The organism is Microcoleus sp. B6-A1, from assembly GCF_036705085.1.
Classification (GTDB): domain Bacteria; phylum Cyanobacteriota; class Cyanobacteriia; order Cyanobacteriales; family Microcoleaceae; genus Microcoleus.
The window spans coordinates 1-16,309 of the sequence record NZ_JAUBTU010000132.1; the positions used below are offsets into that span (position 1 = coordinate 1).

The window sequence follows — 16,309 nt, forward strand, 5'->3', positions numbered from 1 at the left end:
CGTCCTTTTTGGACGGGCGGGACGCCCATCCCACAATAACAATTAAAATTGTAAGTTATTTAATTCGCGATCCTTAGCAACCAGGCTGACGGGGTGGTCACCCCGTCAGAGCAATAGGTAAAGTTAATTGACACTCAAGCGGGCTAAAGCCACGCTCGATTCTGCTGACAGAATAACTCTAGTTATTACTAAAGTCTAATTCTCGCTACGGTGGCCAAACACCGTCTACCCAGTCGGTCAAGTTTTACACCTAACTTACTGGCTACTTTTCTTAGAATATTGCCCGCGCCATTCAGATCCGCGTTAATTATAGTTCCATCGGCAGAGCAATACAGCCCACGTTTAATGCGCTTTCCAGATGCTTTCCACCCAGACGGTTTCTCACCGTATTTGGGTAGGGAATCTCCATCAATAAAGCTAGCCTTGGGCGTATACGCTTCTTCTGTTTCAGTGAACTTGATACCGTGCAAATTGCAAAGTTGCTTTAAGCGATCTTTCAATTTTCCCAAAGGCATTTGAACAAACTTTTGATTATTTAGTTTACCCATATCAACATTGGACTTAAACCCTTGGTTCCATCCGATTACTAGATTGCCGATACCGTGTTTCAAACAATGGTCAACGATAAACTTTGCAGCTTTGTTGATACCATCGCGGATCTGGTGATTGCGCTTGCGGGTTACGCGGTCTAAGCAACCGTCCCAATAACCCGTGGGCTTTCCTTCTTTTCTAGTCGCTACTTTCTTATTCCAAAGTTGATTCCTTGCCTTCATGGCGCGAGCATCAATCAAGAAAGAATTTCCGAGCGTGTCAATACAAGCTGCTAAGTTGTCAGCCGTTCCCAAGTCAATTGATAGAGCTTGATTGTAATCTAAATTATGTTGCTTACATTCTATTTCGTAAGACATTTCTAAGTAGAAAGCGCCATTCTTAGGGAGAATCGTGAACTCTTTAACCTTTGTGTAGTCAATGTTTGACGGCATGGGTAGAAAGAATTCAGAAACCCCAAACCAGCGCCGTACTGTTAAGCCCAGGGAAAATCTCAACTGGTCGCCGACAAGCGCTGGCTTTAATCCACCAGAATTTGGGTAGGCGACTTTAAACAATTTAGAACCTGTTAAATAGCTCGGAGGCTTGGGTCTAAAGTGCAATTGACCTTTGCTATACAAAGCTTTTAACTCTTTGAAGCTTTTGAACGCCTCCGTAACCGACATCAAAGTTTGTTGCATAGGCGTTGAAGGCAGCGACTTAGCAACCATCGACTTTGCGATTGACGGTTCAAAAGATAAGTCAAATTTTCCAGTCAACAGTTTTCCTGTTTTGAAAAGTGTTTGACGAGCGAAGTAAACAGCACTATTGTACAGCTTGCCGGATTGCCGACAAAGATATTGTAATACGGCTTCAACTTCTTTGGTGGGAGACAACAACATTGGCTGCACTCCCATTGTTTTTTTGACTTTAGTCACCTCTTTTTCCCGAAATTTAGTTGATTTATTTAGTTGAGGTGAGTATAGTGGATAAGTCAATTCATAACAACAAAACTTTATGTTGCCACTTCCTGAGTACCAGACTCACAACCACGTCAAATTCCTACTTAATTACCATTTTGTGTTTATCCCCAAACGCCGGAAAAAAGTTCTGGTTGGCAGTGTAGCAACTAAGCTGCGTGAAATATTTTTAGCACTTTCAATCGAGAAAGGTTGGGATATTTTAGCTCTGGAAGTAGCGCCAGATCACGTACACTTATTTGTAGCGGTTAAGCCGATGGATACTCCTGCGTTAGTTGTCAAGGCATTCAAGGGACGTTCTAGTCATAATTTAAGGGCTGAATTTCCAGAATTAAAAAAGCTGCCGTCTTTATGGACGAGCAGCTATTTTGTTAGTACCGCAGGCAATATTAGTAGTGAAGTTGTTAGGAAATACATCGAAGATCCGCATCACTCTGCTAATTAAGAAAGACACTCTTGACTGAAGTCCCCCGAGTCGCTTCCCACGAGCGGGCTGAAGCCACGCTCGTTTCCCGCATCCCGTATTAATTTTTATGAAATTTTAATAAAATTGAAAAAAGTCAAAAGTAAGAAAGCTTTCAGTAAAAACAAGATTTTTTACTTTTGGCTTTTGACTTTTGACTTTTAGCACATCGAGTATTCAACTCAAAACTCAAAACTTAAAACTCTTAAGGCGCTGCTGCCGCCCTGCGGTTGGCAACAATCAGATTAGCCTGATATTCTGCCGCTTTTTGCTGAGCCTTTTGATAGTTCGGGCTGGTTGACGGTACGGCTCTCATGAGCTTAACCGCTTGCTGCCACTCGCTTGCTACTGCGATCCACTCATTTTGAGACTGAGCCTTCTGGGCCGAAATTGCAGCCTTCTGAGCTGTGTTAACGGCTGCCCTCCAAGAGTCAGGCTTAGGCACGGCGGCTTTTGGTGCAGGTGAGGCTGGAGCTGGGCTTGCTGGCGCTGTAGCAGTGGGATCGGGTTTTGGTGCAGGTGAGGCGGCCTGTGGGGTGCCCGGAGATGCGGCGGTCGAGGATGCAGCGGCTTTAGAAGGGGGAGATGAGGGTTGGGGGGAGGGGGAAGCAGCTTCGGGGGCTATCGGTTCTGGGTTAGAGTCGCCGAAGGGGAAAGTTTTAGTAAAGAAAAGCCCTGCGATCGCCGCCAGAGGTACTAAGATACCCACAGGTATTACCCATTTGGGAAATTGTTTTTTCGGAGGCGGGGCTTGATCTTCGTATTCGTCTTCGTCTTCCTCGTCGTCATCTCGATCGAATTCTCCTTCTTGATAATAGTCTTCCTCTTCGGGCTCGACATCATCTAAACCTACAGACTCGTCAGGCATTCCACTATCCAAGGGGTAAGGCATTGAACCCGCAGGCATCAGATCAATTTCATCTTCCCACGCAGGCTCACCGTCACCTGTTCGGCGTCCGTAAACCTTTACAGTGTGAATTGATTCGAGTCCCAGCTTCGTCATGCCGGTGCGGATGAAATCGACCAATACCATTTGATCCGGTACTTTGTCTGCCTCCAGGATTATGTGGAGGCAGCCGTTGTCCCGCGTCACATCGGCGTTGATGCCTTTGGGTTTGAGTGTACGGTTGATGCTAGATGCGATCGCTTTTGGATCGCCCTGCTTGAGCAGTTCCCGCGGGTTCTGTTGTGTCATGGGTAGCGCTCTTTTTTTGGGGGGGGTGGAGAGCCGGCAAATAATATTAACCGATCGGCATTCGGCGGACAATATTTATTTACCACATTAACTTCTAATTTGGCATTCTGAGAGTATTTCTAGTATCTATTGACCTTTTGACTCGCGAGCCGGCATCAAGCACATAGCCGAAGAAAGAAATTTGTTATAAAAATTTACAGTAAAGCGCCGCTCCTGTGCTCTGTCGCGCATCAGCGAAACAAGCTAGAAAGTTCTATAACTTTGGTTTGCAGGGTTGAGATTTCTTCTCGGCCCCGTTTTAAAGAAGCTTCTAACTCTAGGAGCAAAGGCAAACTTTTTTGCAGTTTTTCTAAGCTGGCATTCTTGACTTCTTGCCGAAAATAGTATACTCGTTTCGGATTGCCAAGATCTAGAGCTTGAGCAATTTTATCATCGCGATCGCCCGCTTGGATCATCGCCTTTACCCACAGCCAAATCCGAAACTTACCAGTCAAGCCAGCCACAATCCTCAAACCAGGCTCGCTGCGGCCAGTTAAGCCTGCCAATAAATCCAAAGCGGCGGAGGTATTGCCCTCGCGAATCGCATCGGCTAGCTGGAAGGTATTCTGGGCGTGACAGTGTACCAGTGCCGCAACTTCTTCCGGGTTCAGAGGTTGGCTGCGGTTGCCCGCAAACAGCAGCAATTTTTCGAGTTCGCTGTATAGCTGTCTAGTATCGCTGCCAATGGATTCGGCCAAAAGTTCGATCGCCGTGGCGGTCAATTTTACGTTCATTTCGCCTGCGACTTGACGCACCCGCTGGGCTAATTCTTTGTCATTCCAAGGCGGAATCGGTGAAAATTCTCGAAATTCGGCGGACTCTTTCAGTAACTTGGTAGATTTGAGCCGGCTGTCGGGTTTTTTGACGGATGTCAGCAGCAGCACGGTGGTAGGGGGAATCACCGGCAGTGTCCGTTCAAATTGCGCTAACAGTTCAGGAGAGCACTGCTGCGTTACAGTCGTATTTGCCAGCCAGACAAAACGGCTGCCGGTACCGAAGGGCGGCGTTAAGGCTCGATCGAGCCCTTCGACCACAGATCCGGCGGAATCGGCAATAATCTTGTCATAGTTAAAACTAGCCCAGTTGGGGTCGAGGACTGTTTGGCGCAAACTGGTCACAGCCTGGGCCATCGCAAAGTCGTCTTCCCCCCAAAACAGGTAAATTTGCATAAAGAACGCTCAGTAGCCCAAAAAATCACAGTTGCACGTTCCGCAAGTCCAACATATCCTGAATAGGACTGTTGGAAGCCCGCACCATAATATAAAATTTGGTGTGGGAGTTTGTCACCGCGAGGAAATCAAGATTGGATGATACTTATCAAGCTTACGTAAATCGGGTGGCGCGAATGACGCTGCTGGACTCCTACAAGTCCCAGGTGGAACACATTCAGGAATCTCCAAAATTTAAGCCCGACGAAGCAGGCCGGAGAGATCCTGTACCTTTTCCGGGTTATTCAGTGATTACGCCGCCTGCGGGGGAAGATGCAGAAAATGCTGCATTTTATAGTAATTTGCAGTCGAGCCAACAACGGCTATTGCAGGAAATAGCGGAGGGTTCGCTCGTGGCACTGCCTCCTGATACCTTCCATTTAACCGTAGCCGATTTGATTTGGAGCAGCGCTTTTCGAGATGCCTCTGATAAAAATCCCGAATTTGAGGAGCAACTGCGCTCGCGCATGGCCGATCGTTTTGCAGCCTGCAAACCCTTGGCGGGCGGCGCTCCCATTCGCTGGATAGTGCTGGGGTTGATGGTGATGACTAGAGCTGTGGGTGTTTGTTTAGCACCGACGGACGAAAACTCTTACAAGCAAATTCTGGAGTTTCGCCGATCGATCTATCAAAATCCCGATTTAATGGCTTTGGGAATCGAACAGCAATATCATTTTACGGCACACATTACTCTGGCTTATTTTGGGGATGTCGGGCCGAAGCTTGACCGCGATCGCTTGTGCGCTTTGCTGTCAGAGTTAAACGAGCAATGGCTGGACACGCCACAAGAACTGTCCGTACACCGAGTGGAACTGCGGAAGTTTGACGACATGACCACCTATCTCCGGCAACCGGAATGGCCTGTTTTTGAGTTTTAACGAAGGAAGAGGGAAGAGGGAAGAAGGAAGAAGGAAGAAGGAAGAAGGAAGAGGGAAGAAGGAAGAAGGAAGATTTTTTCCCATCTCCCACTCTTCCCATCTCCCACTCTTCCCATCTCCCACTCTTTCGCCCCCTCTCCCCCTCTCCCCTGTGACAATAGTCAGGATATTGGCTATTAAGGGATCAGAATTAAATAAAATCCACTTTTCATGACTGTTGTGGGATGGGCGTCCCGCCCGCCCAGAAAGGACGGGCGGGACGCCCATCCCACAAGAAAAAAGGGAAATTATTTAATTGACGATCCTAAATGCTTTAATTATTTTTGTTTGACATTAAAGTCAAGGAAAAAATTTATTAAAAACCAGGAAAAATCAGTAATTCTGGTTTTTTACTTTTTGCTTAAAAAGTGACAGTACACGTTGTTGGTATAGGTTTAGATGGAGCTGCTGGGCTGAGCGAATCGGCGCGGCAGGTTGTAGAAATGGCCGCTCTGCTAATAGGGAGCGATCGCCATTTGAGCTATTTTCCCCAGCACGACGGAGAGCGCTGGGCGTTGGAAGATTTGACCGAAGCAATTCTGGAAATTCGGCGCTGGTGGGCGACTGAACCCGAATTATATCCCTCTGGGGAGACGGTGGAAACCCGCGATCGACCGATCGTAATTTTAGTGGCCGGCGACCCGCTGTTCTACGGCTGGGGAAAGTTGTTAATTGCCCAATTGCCACCAGAAAAATTGACTTTTCACCCCCACGTCAGTTCTGTGCAGTTGGCTTTTAACCGCTTGCAAATCCCTTGGCAAGATGCTCATTGTGTAGGCTCTCAAGGACGCTATTTTGAGGAGCTGACGGCGAAGCTGAAGCTCGGTGTGGAGAAGATTGCGGTGCTGGCGGACGAAGCTCATACTCCGGCTGTACTGGCAAGTTTGGTGAAAGCTCTAGATTTGCCGACACGCTACGAGTTTTGGGTTTGCGAAAATTTGGGGGCGGCCGAGGAACGGGTAAGCCACAAGTCTCTGGAAGCTTTGCTGAGAGAGCCTTTTGCACCGCTGAGCGTGGTTGTGATGCTGCGGGAGTCCCCGCCGAGGGCAGAACCTTTGGATTTGGAAAAGTTGCCTTTGTTGGGAATACCGGATGCAGCTTTTATCGGTTGTGGCGACAAGCCGGGTTTGACGGTTGAACGGGAAGTGCGGGTGTTGGTGCTGGCACAATTGGCTTTGCAACCTGGCCAAGTTGTCTGGGATGTGGGTGCTGGTAATGGTTCTGTGTCGATCGAGATTGCTCGTTTATTCCCGCAGTCTGAGGTTTACGCGATCGAACAAACGGTGGCTGGTACTTCTGGGATCGAGTTCAACTATGGCCGTTTTGGGCTGCAAAATGTGTTCTCGATTCACGGAACCGCCCCGGAAATCTTGCACCGCTTGCGTCCTCCGCACCGGATTTTTATTGGCGGTAGTGGCGGAGGGTTGACTAAAATTTTGGGCGTTTGCGCGCTGCGGCTGCTTCCTGGAGGCTCGATCGTGCTGGCTTTGGATGCTTTTGAGGATATTGCTACTGTTTTGAGCTGGATGGGCGATCGGGTGCGCCGGGAACCGCACTGGAGTTACCGAATCGTGCAAGTGCAGTTATCTCGTTCTGTGGCTGGGGGGAATTCAACTCGTTTTGATGCGTTGCGGCCAGTTTCGATTGTGACGATCGATCGACATTTGAATTAATCTGAAATCTGTGATATCCGCGCTTCATCGTCGGGCGTACAATCGAGTCAACATTCAACACTCAACCATCATTCAGTTTTGCGACCCGGAGTCAACAGTTAACAGTCAACTGTCAACAGTCATGAGGAGTGCAACCGGAATTGATATAACTATAACTTTTGGGTCTACGCAGAACACAGAGCATCCTTTGGTTAGCGGAGAATCTCCAAGCGGTGCAACAATGAGTTTAGAACTCAAATAATTAATTTAACACCTATGGATCAACTGCTGCGCCAACTAATTGAGGAGGTATGCGAGTATCCCCAAAACAGCTCCCAAAGGCGCAAAGCGATGAACCGATTGCTCGCCGAACTGCAGCAACTTCCCGGACTACGGCGATCTGCACATCCCGATTATTTAGACGCCTTAAATAAAACCTGGGTATGGGTGAACAAAAGCATTTGCTCGAACTTCAAGCTTAGCGATCCGAATGTTTCAACACGACTACGACAATGGATAAATAGTTACCTAAAGTGGCGCATTAAGGATTTGAAGTTACCTTCTGAACCGCCCACCTACAGTTTAGATGCCCTCATAGGAAGCTCAGATACTAAAACCGCGTTGCTGGATGTGCTTTCAGAAACAAGTTTTTCTACTCCTACCCGCAGTGGTTTGGATGGCTATATAGCACTTTTAGAGCAAGAAAATTATCACAGTATTATTCAACAGCTAGAACAATACGTCCAAGAAGACCCCGATGGGAAATTTCGCTCCTGTCATCCTAAAAATCATCCAGAGTGTAACTGTCAAGTTCTCACATTAAAGGTGCTGTTTAAAACCACCCCTGACAAGTTTACTGCGATCGCCAAAGAATTTAACATCAACTATCAAACTCTAAAATCACACTGGGAAAGGAACTGTCGCCCCTTGCTCCAAGCGATCGCATTAGAGCTAGGATACACAAGAGAGGATTAAATTATGCAAAGCACAAACCCAACGCTATTGACAGTTCCACTAGGTACTGATGCTCACCGCACCGCTCGACAATTTGCTGCCGAGACTCTGCAACTCGCTCCTGAATTGACAAAGCATGAGGCTGCCAAACGAGTTTATGTGAATACTTTAGCAGTTTATGTTGTCTATAGTTACCTTAAATGGCAAGCTTACGAACCAGATTTAATTCAAGGCGATAGTTGGCATCCAGTCGTCCGTGCCCAGTGGGATATTGCTGATTTAGTGTTACCAGGGATGGGTAAATTAGAATGCCGCCCGGTTTGGTTTGGAGAAAGTGCGATCGTAGTTCCACCAGCATCCATAGAAGACAGAATCGGCTATGTAATAGTTGAATTTGGGGAAAATTTAGACTCAGGGAAACTGCTAGGATTTACCCCATCACTGGATAATTCTCCGTTGCCAAGCCAGATCCAGATTGCCCAACTCCAAAACTTAGATGATCTGATCGATCATCTCTATCGTCTGGAATTAGGAAATCAGTTTTTGACAAGTGACGATCCAGTAGCCGTAGAAGTGCGACAACTCTTAGAAACACAAAATTTTACCGAAATTATGGCTCAATTAGAGCGCATTTACCGAACTACTAAGCCCATTAAATGGCGGTATGCAGGAGCAGATGTATTAGTCGCTAGTATTCCTATTAATCCTCATCATCAAATAGTTGAGTATTCTCCTGAAGAACAGGCTTTTATTGGAGAAATTGGTCGAGAAGAAAAAGTGATCTCCGCAGATTTACAACGGCAACAATTAGCCCAAAAACTGCTAAATAAATTAGCAGAAATTTGGGGCATTGAAACAAAAAATTAAATATTTGTTGTTTTCACCAAACTGAGAACATCCCCATTTTGTAAAAAGCATTTTTTAGGAATGCGAGTATCATGCTCGCTTGCCTATATATTTGTAACGAGACAGATACTTGCACTCCTGTGATATCAAATCCCCTAGCCTCGGAATTAATATTAGACCTCTTGCAAAAATAGCTGGGACGGGCTCTCCGGCCCGTCCCACAAAAAGTTTTTTCTCTTGTGGGATGGGCCGGAGAGCCCGTCCGAAAATTTGATCGAAAGGACTTTTGCAAGAAGTCTATTACCTACAGCTTTCGACACGGCGCAGTGCCCCATGTCCCGAAAATTAATCCGGGTAGTCCAAGGGGATTGCCGTCTCCTCTATATCATGTCTGAGTGCAACCGGAATTGATATAAAACCAAAACGAATATTAACCCAAAAAATGTAACATGAAAGAACAGCTCAACTCTGCTTATCGTCACCTAATTGAAGTGCTACGTACCTGTCCTGATGGTGAAGAAGGAGATATTTTGGATGACTATTCAAACCTCATTAATGAAGGTTTATTAGAGGTGATGGAGGAGGTAGCAGATGAGTTACTTGTTGAGGAAAATGAAGAGGGAGCAGACTGGCTGCGGAGTGCTGTGGCGAAGATAAAAGACTTAATTCAAATTAGATATGAATTAGCTAATTCTCAAGGCTTATTAATTTTTTTCATAGAAGTCTTAGAAGCAATCAAAGCAAGCGAAGGAGATGCAGAAGTTGTGTATCCTATTTTAGAGAAAAATTTAGAGAAATTAGATGATAATTTTGATTGGTTTTTGCGAAGTTGGGCAACTGACGTTTTAGCGAAATTAGAGTCTGAAGAAGCTTACGATATAGCCACTTTAATTGGCACTTTTAGTAGCCTTATTCAAGAATTTACTCTGGGCGATAGTGTAAATAATATTGAAATTGCGATCGCGGGATATCAACAAGTAGCGGCGGCGCTCAATCGGGAAGATTACCAGGAGGATTGGTTGGTTACTCAAAACCATTTGGGGTTTGCTTATCAAATTCGCATTGCTGGGAACCGTAGCAGGAATTTAGAAAGAGCAATTGAGTGTTATGAATTAGCTTTACAATGTTGTAATGATACCGATGAACCGCAATTATGGAGTTTGATTCAACATCGCTTAGGTTTAGTTTATTTTGACAGAGTTGAAGGTGATTTAGAAGAAAATCTGGAGAGGGCGATCGCTGCTTTTGAATTAGCATTGAAAGTGTGGAATTGTCAAGAGTCTCCCTTAAAATGGGCGGAAATTCAGCATGATTTAGGTTTGGCTTATCTCCACCGTGTTAAGGGAGATGAAGCGGAAAATATAGAAGTAGGAATTAAATATTATCAAGCTGCTTTGGCTGTTTATCCAAAAGAGGATAATCCTACAGATTGGGCAAGAATTCAAAATAATTTGGGTCTAGCTTATTATAATCGTATTCAAGGAGAAAAATTAGATAACATTGAAAGGGCGATCGCCACTTTTCACAATGCCTTACAAGTCCGTACTTATACTGATTATCCCATACAGTGGGCAGAAACTCAAGAGAGCTTAGGTAATGCTTATATTACAATTGAAGAGAATCGAGACGACAATCTCCAAAAAGCAATTGAGTGTTATCAAGCAGCTTTAACTGTTTATAGTGCTGAAGACTTCCCCGAACAATCGAGTACGATCCAATTTTGTATGGGAGATGCTTACCGTCAAAAAATAGAAGATCGTGCTGATAATCTTGAGAAAGCGATTGAGTGTTATCAAACTGCTCTACAAATTTGTAATCAAGAAGAATTTCCTGAATTATGGGCTTTTATTCATAATGATTTAGGGGCGACATATCTCAGCAGATTCAAGGGAATTCAAGAACAGAATATAGAATTAGGTAGGAGTTTGATAGAGGCTACTTTACAAGTTTATAATCGTGAGGACTATCCCGACAATTGGGCGAACACTCAAAATAATTTAGGATTTTCCTATTACCTTTCTACAACGGGGAAATATTCGGATAACTTGGAACGGGCAATTGCATATTATGAATTAGGATTACAAGTGTATAATTCTGAGACTTTTACAGAAGTGTGGGGATTGATACAACTTAACTTAGGAGTTGCTTATTTAGAGAGACTAAAAGGAGATTTTTCCGAAAATATTGAAGCATCAATTGCTGCTTCTCAAAATGCCTTAACTATTTACGATCCAGAGACTTATTTAGAAAATTGGTTGAAAATCCAGAATAATTTAGGGTATGGCTATCAAAATAGAGTTAAAGGAGAGCGAGTTGATAACCTTGAGAAAGCTCTCGGCTATTATAAAATTGCTTTAGATGCTTGCTGTTATAGTCAATTTCCTGAAATTTGGGGTTTGCTCAAAAATAACTTAGGAACTTTTTATTTAAGAAATGCTCAAGGGAATCAAGCTGAAAATGTAGAAGAAGCTATTGTTCTTTATCTTACCTGTCTTGAATCTTATCAAAAAGCATTTAATCGTAAACAATGGTCGATGATTCAAAATAATCTAGGGATTGCTTACCTCAATCGCAAATATGGTAGCCGTCTCGAAAATATAGAATTAGCAATTGAAGCTTTTAATAATGCTTTGCAAGTTCGTAATTATGAAAATTATCCCGAACAGTGGGCGGAAACACAACAGCATTTAGGAGTTGCTCATAGTGAACGAATTTATGGCGATTCCTTACAAAGTTTAGAAAGTGCTATCAAATGTTATGAAAATGCTTTACTAATATATACTCGCTCAGATTTTCCTGAACAGTGGGCAATGCTGCAAAATAATATTGGTAGTGCTTATAGCGAACGTCTGCTAGGAGATGAGGATAATAACTTAGAAATAGCCATTGATTACTATCAAATGGCTTTGCAAGTAAACACCCGTCAAATTAACCCTGAAAATTGGGCAATGATGCAAAACAATTTAGGAAATGCCTATAGGATGCGTAGTATTGAAAATGACGTGGAAAATTTAGAAATGGCTATTTTTTACTATAAGTCAGCTTTGGAAGTTTATACTCAAAAAGATTTTCCTGAAGATTGGGCTATGGTGCAATTAAACTTAGGTTATGCTTATAGCGATCGCACTCAAGGAAGTATTGACGAAAACCTAAAACTGGCGCGGGACTATTACCAAGCTGCTTTAGAAGTTTATACTCTCAAAGATTTTCCTGAAAATTGGGCAACTGTACAAAATAATTTAGGTTATCTCTACCACAATTTAGAGCAGTTTACCGAAGCAATTCAATACTTTAAGTTAGCATTAAAAGTCAGAACTCCTCAAGCTTTCCCCCAACTTTGTCTGATTTCGGGACAAGTTTTAGGTCAAATTGCCTTCAAATTAGGACTATGGAGAGAAGCTATTGAAGGGTATTGTCTTGCTATTGAAGCTTTAGAACAATTGCGAGTTTGGGCTAATACCGATCGACGCCGCCAAGAAATTTTAGGAGAAGATATATATCTTTATGAACATATTGTACAAGCATTAGTTAATACGAAAAATTTTCCACAAGCTTTTGAATATGTAGAACGTTCCCGCTCTCGTCGGTTAGTAGATTTAATTGCCAGTAATGACCTTTACTCTCAGGGAGATATACCTTCTGAAGTAGAAGAATATTTAGCAGAATTTGAAGGAATTCAACGACAGATAGATTGCGAACGTTCCGGTTTAAATAAATCAAGTAAAAAGCAGAAGTTAATTGCAGTTAGAGCTAAGGATCTAATTGATATGGATTGTACACGCAATAGAGCAGCTTTAGAAGCCATTAGTGAAAATATCCAAGGTTTAGAAAGTGAAAAACAACAAATTTGGGAACAACTAAGACGTTTAGATCCGGTTTTAGCGGGCGAAATTCAAGTCATTCCCCCTAATTTAACCGCGATTCAAGAACTCATCGATCGCCCTACTACAGCAATACTTAATTTTTACACTACTGATAAAGATACATATGTATTTGTTTTGCGACAAGCCGAACTAAATTTGTACAAAATAACTAGAAGACGAGGGAAAAACTTACAAAAATGGATTAATAAAAATTGGCTCAAACCCTACTTGGATTCTGGCGATTTAAGTAAATCAGCCCAAGAGCAATTACAATGTAAAGCTAAGTGGAGAAATCGAATTCCGCAGTTTTTAGCGGAACTTTCCCGCCGCCTGCAAATCGATAACCTGATTAGTCAGTACCTTAATAATATCGAGGAACTGATTATTGTTCCTCACCTTTGCCTACACCAAATTCCTTTTGCTGCTTTACCCTTAGAAAATGGTCAATATTTAGGAGATAAATTTCTAATTCGTTACAGTCCTAGTTGTCAAGTTTTAGAATTTTGCCACAAACGTCCACCTGTCAACGATCGACTAATGTATGGTATTGTGGAAGATGCAACGGAAGATTTACCCTGTGCAAGTTTTGAGGGTGAACAAATTGCCAAACTGTATAATATTCGCAATGAACAACACTTACGAGGACGTAGCCAAGCAACGGTCAGCAACTATCGGCAACTTTCTCTACAAGTCCAGGGAATTATCTCTAGCCATCATGCTCAATCTCGCCTTGATAATCCGTTAGAATCCAGACTGGAATTGGCAGATGGTAGCATTACTTTGGGGCAGTTAATGACACCAGGATGGCGGCTTCCTCATCTAGTTGATGTGTTTTTATCCTGTTGTGAAACTGGGTTAGGAACTACGGAAATTACTGATGATATTTTGACATTATCGACGGGATTTTTATGTGCGGGTGCTCGGAGTGTGGTGAGCACGCTGTGGGCTGTAGATGATTTAGCAACAGCCTTATTTTCAATTTTTTATCACAAACTTCGGCAGCAAGGAAGTAGCCGCCTAAAAGCCTTGCAGCAAGCACAAATAAATTTGCGATCGCTCTCTGGATCAGAATTTGTCGCTTGCTATTCTCCCCAACTTGGTGATTTATTAGAACGCAAATTTGAAGAGGCGGAGGGCGATCGCCAGTTTGCAGAAAACCAGCGTAATTCCTATTCAGAAGGTTCTGCCGACTACCTGCAATGGCTACAAGAGGAAGAAAAGCGGGCCGAAACAGCAACACGCAATTACAAAACTTTGCAACGACTGGAAATAATTAGTTGCTTAGATTTCCCTTTTGCTGACCCTTTTTATTGGGCCGCTTTCACTTGTTCCGGTTTACGGTAAACTTCAGCCTCAATCTAAATCTGGACTCTTCAGCATTCCCATTAATTTCCGCTTCCGATTGTGTACTTGCATAAGTTGAGAACGATAAGCACACCACTGAAGATTTTGCCCCATCTGTAAATAGGCAGCGCGGGCTTTTTCCAACCACTTAATTGCACGATCGTAGTCCTCTGATTTCCCCCGATCCATAATCGATTCAGCAAGCCGACAACCATTGGCGATCGCCCAATCGGGGCGGTGGGCGATCGCAGCCCCCATTACTCGGTGAATCAGTGCCGATTCGTAGCCACTCAAGCCATCAGCAACAGCGATCGCATCTTCAATAAGTCCCTCATAGAGAAAAATATCAACCTGTGCTTCAGAAACTCCCCAACTTCTATCACTTCTCAGAGTGGCTAACAAATTTGCTTTCACAGTTGACCAACTGTCTCCTGCAAACTCCTTCACTAAAAGATAATCGGCAAAGGATGGTTTGATTTCAAAGACGCGCATTCTAGAATTTAATGCAACTTCGTTTTCTCCCAACTCAACAGCCAACTCACTCGTCCAAATTGCCAGTTTATAAAGGCAATTGCCTGACAAATTCAACCCAGCCTGAGCAATTTTGAGAGCTTCAGCTTGGGCTTCCTGTGCTTGTAAACTTTGAGCGAGAGCAAAAGCATCTTCCGCTGATTTCATCTGAGTAGCAGCAGCTTCCACTGCTTCTTCTACTCTCCCCAAACGACTTAACATCGTCAAGTATTGTTGAGGGCAGTTTTCTGCTTGGGCTAAGTATAAGTATTCTTGATAGCGTTCCTGGGGATCGAGGATTTGCAAGCGAATTAATGCTAAGTTTTTAGCACATTCTGGTGCGTCATTAGCTCCTATTTCTTGCCCCGTAATATTTCCTTGAAGTACCTCTTGAATTAGGGGGTCATCCCAACCTTGGCGTAATGCTTTTAAGCTCATGCTGAAATCGCAATCCCATTCATCTTGCCAAGCTTCTAACTTCACCTGGAGATCGATCTCTTCTTCAGCAGTTAGTTCAGCCGTTAAAATGGCTTCTGTCCAAGCTTCATCCAAAGCGTTAGCTATATCAGAACTTTCAGCGCCATATTCTTCTACATCATCCCAATCTTCAACGCAGGCTGCGGTGATGGCTTGTAAAATTACTAAGGCGTTGTTACCATCTCCCTCTGCAATCAATTCCTGCGCTTGCTGAATCACATCTAAAACTTCTTCTGTAATGGGGTCTTCTTCCCCCCATTCCTCGTCGAAATAACGCACAGCATTTCGCAAAATTTGTCGTACTTGTTGTCGAAAAGGAGTCGGATTAATGGAGGTACGACGGGGTGCTTTAGTAGGTGGCTGTGGAGGCGTAGGAATAGCAATTAAGTTAACGTATCGTTCGATCGGATCGATGAGTGAGGGTTCCTTTTCTACTAAATGTTGTATTAATTGCTGGGTTTGTACATCGTTGAGGCGATCGAGTAACTGTTCCAGTGTGGGGCGCTGCTCAATTATTTGTGGTTGTCGCAGACATAATAACATGGTAGCAACAATATGTTTACACCACCCAACGCGATCGTAAGCACAAGTACAATTTGATGATGCCACATTAGCGTCATCAAAGTTTATCGTAATACGGTAAGGTTGAACTTCAGAACCCTCCACTATTGCTTGCACAATATTGCCACGCAGGACAGCGCTAGTAACATTACCCGCTAAATAGTAAGTTTCACCGCGCTTGAGGGAGGCGGCAGAGGTATTGTGCTGGATCGTCGCTTCACTAAGCTTGGGAATCGGCATGAGACTATGCCTGAGCAATTAAAGGATTAGACTTAATTTTACCTCAGAGATGTACTCTGCCTAGGATTTAATTGCCTCTCTATGTAAGATTTACAGAAAATTCAATACTCCGTAAAGCAAGCACTGAGAAGGTTTGCAGCTTGATGAGGGGAAATTTTTTCTGAAAATTTTGCATAATTTTCTCCCTACCCCCTGGTTAATAATAGAGCGCAGTTGGCCAACTAGCTTCTCCCTTATCCCTTTCTTTGACGGAGAAACGAGCTGTGATACCTATAATTTCATCTACCCCCCTGACATTATTAGCAATGGGGGTTCCCAATGCTGCGGGAGAAATCATTGCCAATATAGAGGCAAGTTTAGTATCAGCCATTGGTAGTTACCCCTTGATGGAAATTACCCAAGCTGAGCCCAGAACAAAATGCAGTTCTGGAGAGGACGATCCGATAGTTCCTCCGAACTAAGGAATGAGAATTAAATAACTTCCACTCTTGAAAGTGGGATGGGCGTCCCGCCCGTCCAAAAAGGACGGGCG

Annotated in this window: 11 protein-coding genes; 7 read left to right on the forward strand and 4 right to left on the reverse strand. The window is 43.8% G+C overall.

All coding sequences use genetic code 11. From position 1 onward, the window contains the following. Positions 1-188: 188 nt before the first annotated feature. A complete protein-coding gene (locus tag QUB11_RS29315; protein WP_333207102.1) occupies positions 189-1,466 on the reverse strand; it encodes a transposase in 1,278 nt (425 codons plus the stop codon). Positions 1,467-1,545: 79 nt separating this feature from the next. Here QUB11_RS29315 and tnpA point away from each other — a divergent pair, with 79 nt between their 5' ends. Next, entirely contained in the window at positions 1,546-1,953 is a 408-nt protein-coding gene (tnpA, locus tag QUB11_RS29320; RefSeq protein WP_333207103.1) for an IS200/IS605 family transposase, read from the forward strand. A 223-nt stretch (positions 1,954-2,176) separates the two neighbouring features. On the opposite strand, the gene QUB11_RS29325 is transcribed toward tnpA, so the two are convergent. Then, the gene (locus QUB11_RS29325) at positions 2,177-3,166 is read right to left on the reverse strand and encodes a hypothetical protein (RefSeq protein ID WP_333207104.1); all 990 of its coding nucleotides are present in this window, start codon (positions 3,164-3,166) and stop codon (positions 2,177-2,179) included. A 230-nt stretch (positions 3,167-3,396) separates the two neighbouring features. Next, positions 3,397-4,374, reverse strand: a complete 978-nt coding sequence (gene holA, locus QUB11_RS29330) for a DNA polymerase III subunit delta (RefSeq protein ID WP_333392414.1) — start codon at positions 4,372-4,374, stop codon at positions 3,397-3,399. A 176-nt stretch (positions 4,375-4,550) separates the two neighbouring features. Here holA and QUB11_RS29335 point away from each other — a divergent pair, with 176 nt between their 5' ends. The 5 genes from QUB11_RS29335 (at position 4,551) to QUB11_RS29355 (ending at position 13,989) form a co-directional block, all read left to right on the forward strand. After that, positions 4,551-5,291 (forward strand): DUF1868 domain-containing protein, encoded by a 741-nt coding sequence (locus QUB11_RS29335; protein WP_333392428.1) that lies wholly within the window; start codon positions 4,551-4,553, stop codon positions 5,289-5,291. Positions 5,292-5,698: 407 nt separating this feature from the next. Beyond that, complete coding sequence (cbiE, locus tag QUB11_RS29340; protein WP_333392416.1) at positions 5,699-7,003, forward strand: precorrin-6y C5,15-methyltransferase (decarboxylating) subunit CbiE; 1,305 nt, start codon at positions 5,699-5,701, stop codon at positions 7,001-7,003. Positions 7,004-7,258: 255 nt separating this feature from the next. Beyond that, positions 7,259-7,957 carry a hypothetical protein gene (locus QUB11_RS29345; RefSeq protein WP_333392418.1) on the forward strand — a complete coding sequence of 233 codons (699 nt, stop codon included), beginning with the start codon at positions 7,259-7,261 and terminating at the stop codon, positions 7,955-7,957. Positions 7,958-7,960: 3 nt separating this feature from the next. Continuing rightward, the gene (locus QUB11_RS29350; RefSeq protein WP_333392420.1) at positions 7,961-8,803 is read left to right on the forward strand and encodes a DUF1822 family protein; all 843 of its coding nucleotides are present in this window, start codon (positions 7,961-7,963) and stop codon (positions 8,801-8,803) included. 428 nt (positions 8,804-9,231) lie between these two features. Continuing rightward, positions 9,232-13,989, forward strand: a complete 4,758-nt coding sequence (locus tag QUB11_RS29355; RefSeq protein WP_333392422.1) for a CHAT domain-containing tetratricopeptide repeat protein — start codon at positions 9,232-9,234, stop codon at positions 13,987-13,989. A gap of 9 nt (positions 13,990-13,998) precedes the next feature. Here the strand turns inward: QUB11_RS29355 and QUB11_RS29360 are convergent, their stop codons facing one another. After that, a complete protein-coding gene (locus tag QUB11_RS29360) occupies positions 13,999-15,777 on the reverse strand; it encodes an SWIM zinc finger domain-containing protein (protein WP_333392424.1) in 1,779 nt (592 codons plus the stop codon). Between the two features lie 263 nt (positions 15,778-16,040). Between QUB11_RS29360 and QUB11_RS29365 the strand changes: the two genes are divergently transcribed. After that, positions 16,041-16,238, forward strand: coding sequence for a hypothetical protein (locus tag QUB11_RS29365; protein WP_333392426.1), 198 nt, complete (start codon positions 16,041-16,043; stop codon positions 16,236-16,238). The last annotated feature ends 71 nt before the right edge of the window (positions 16,239-16,309 follow it).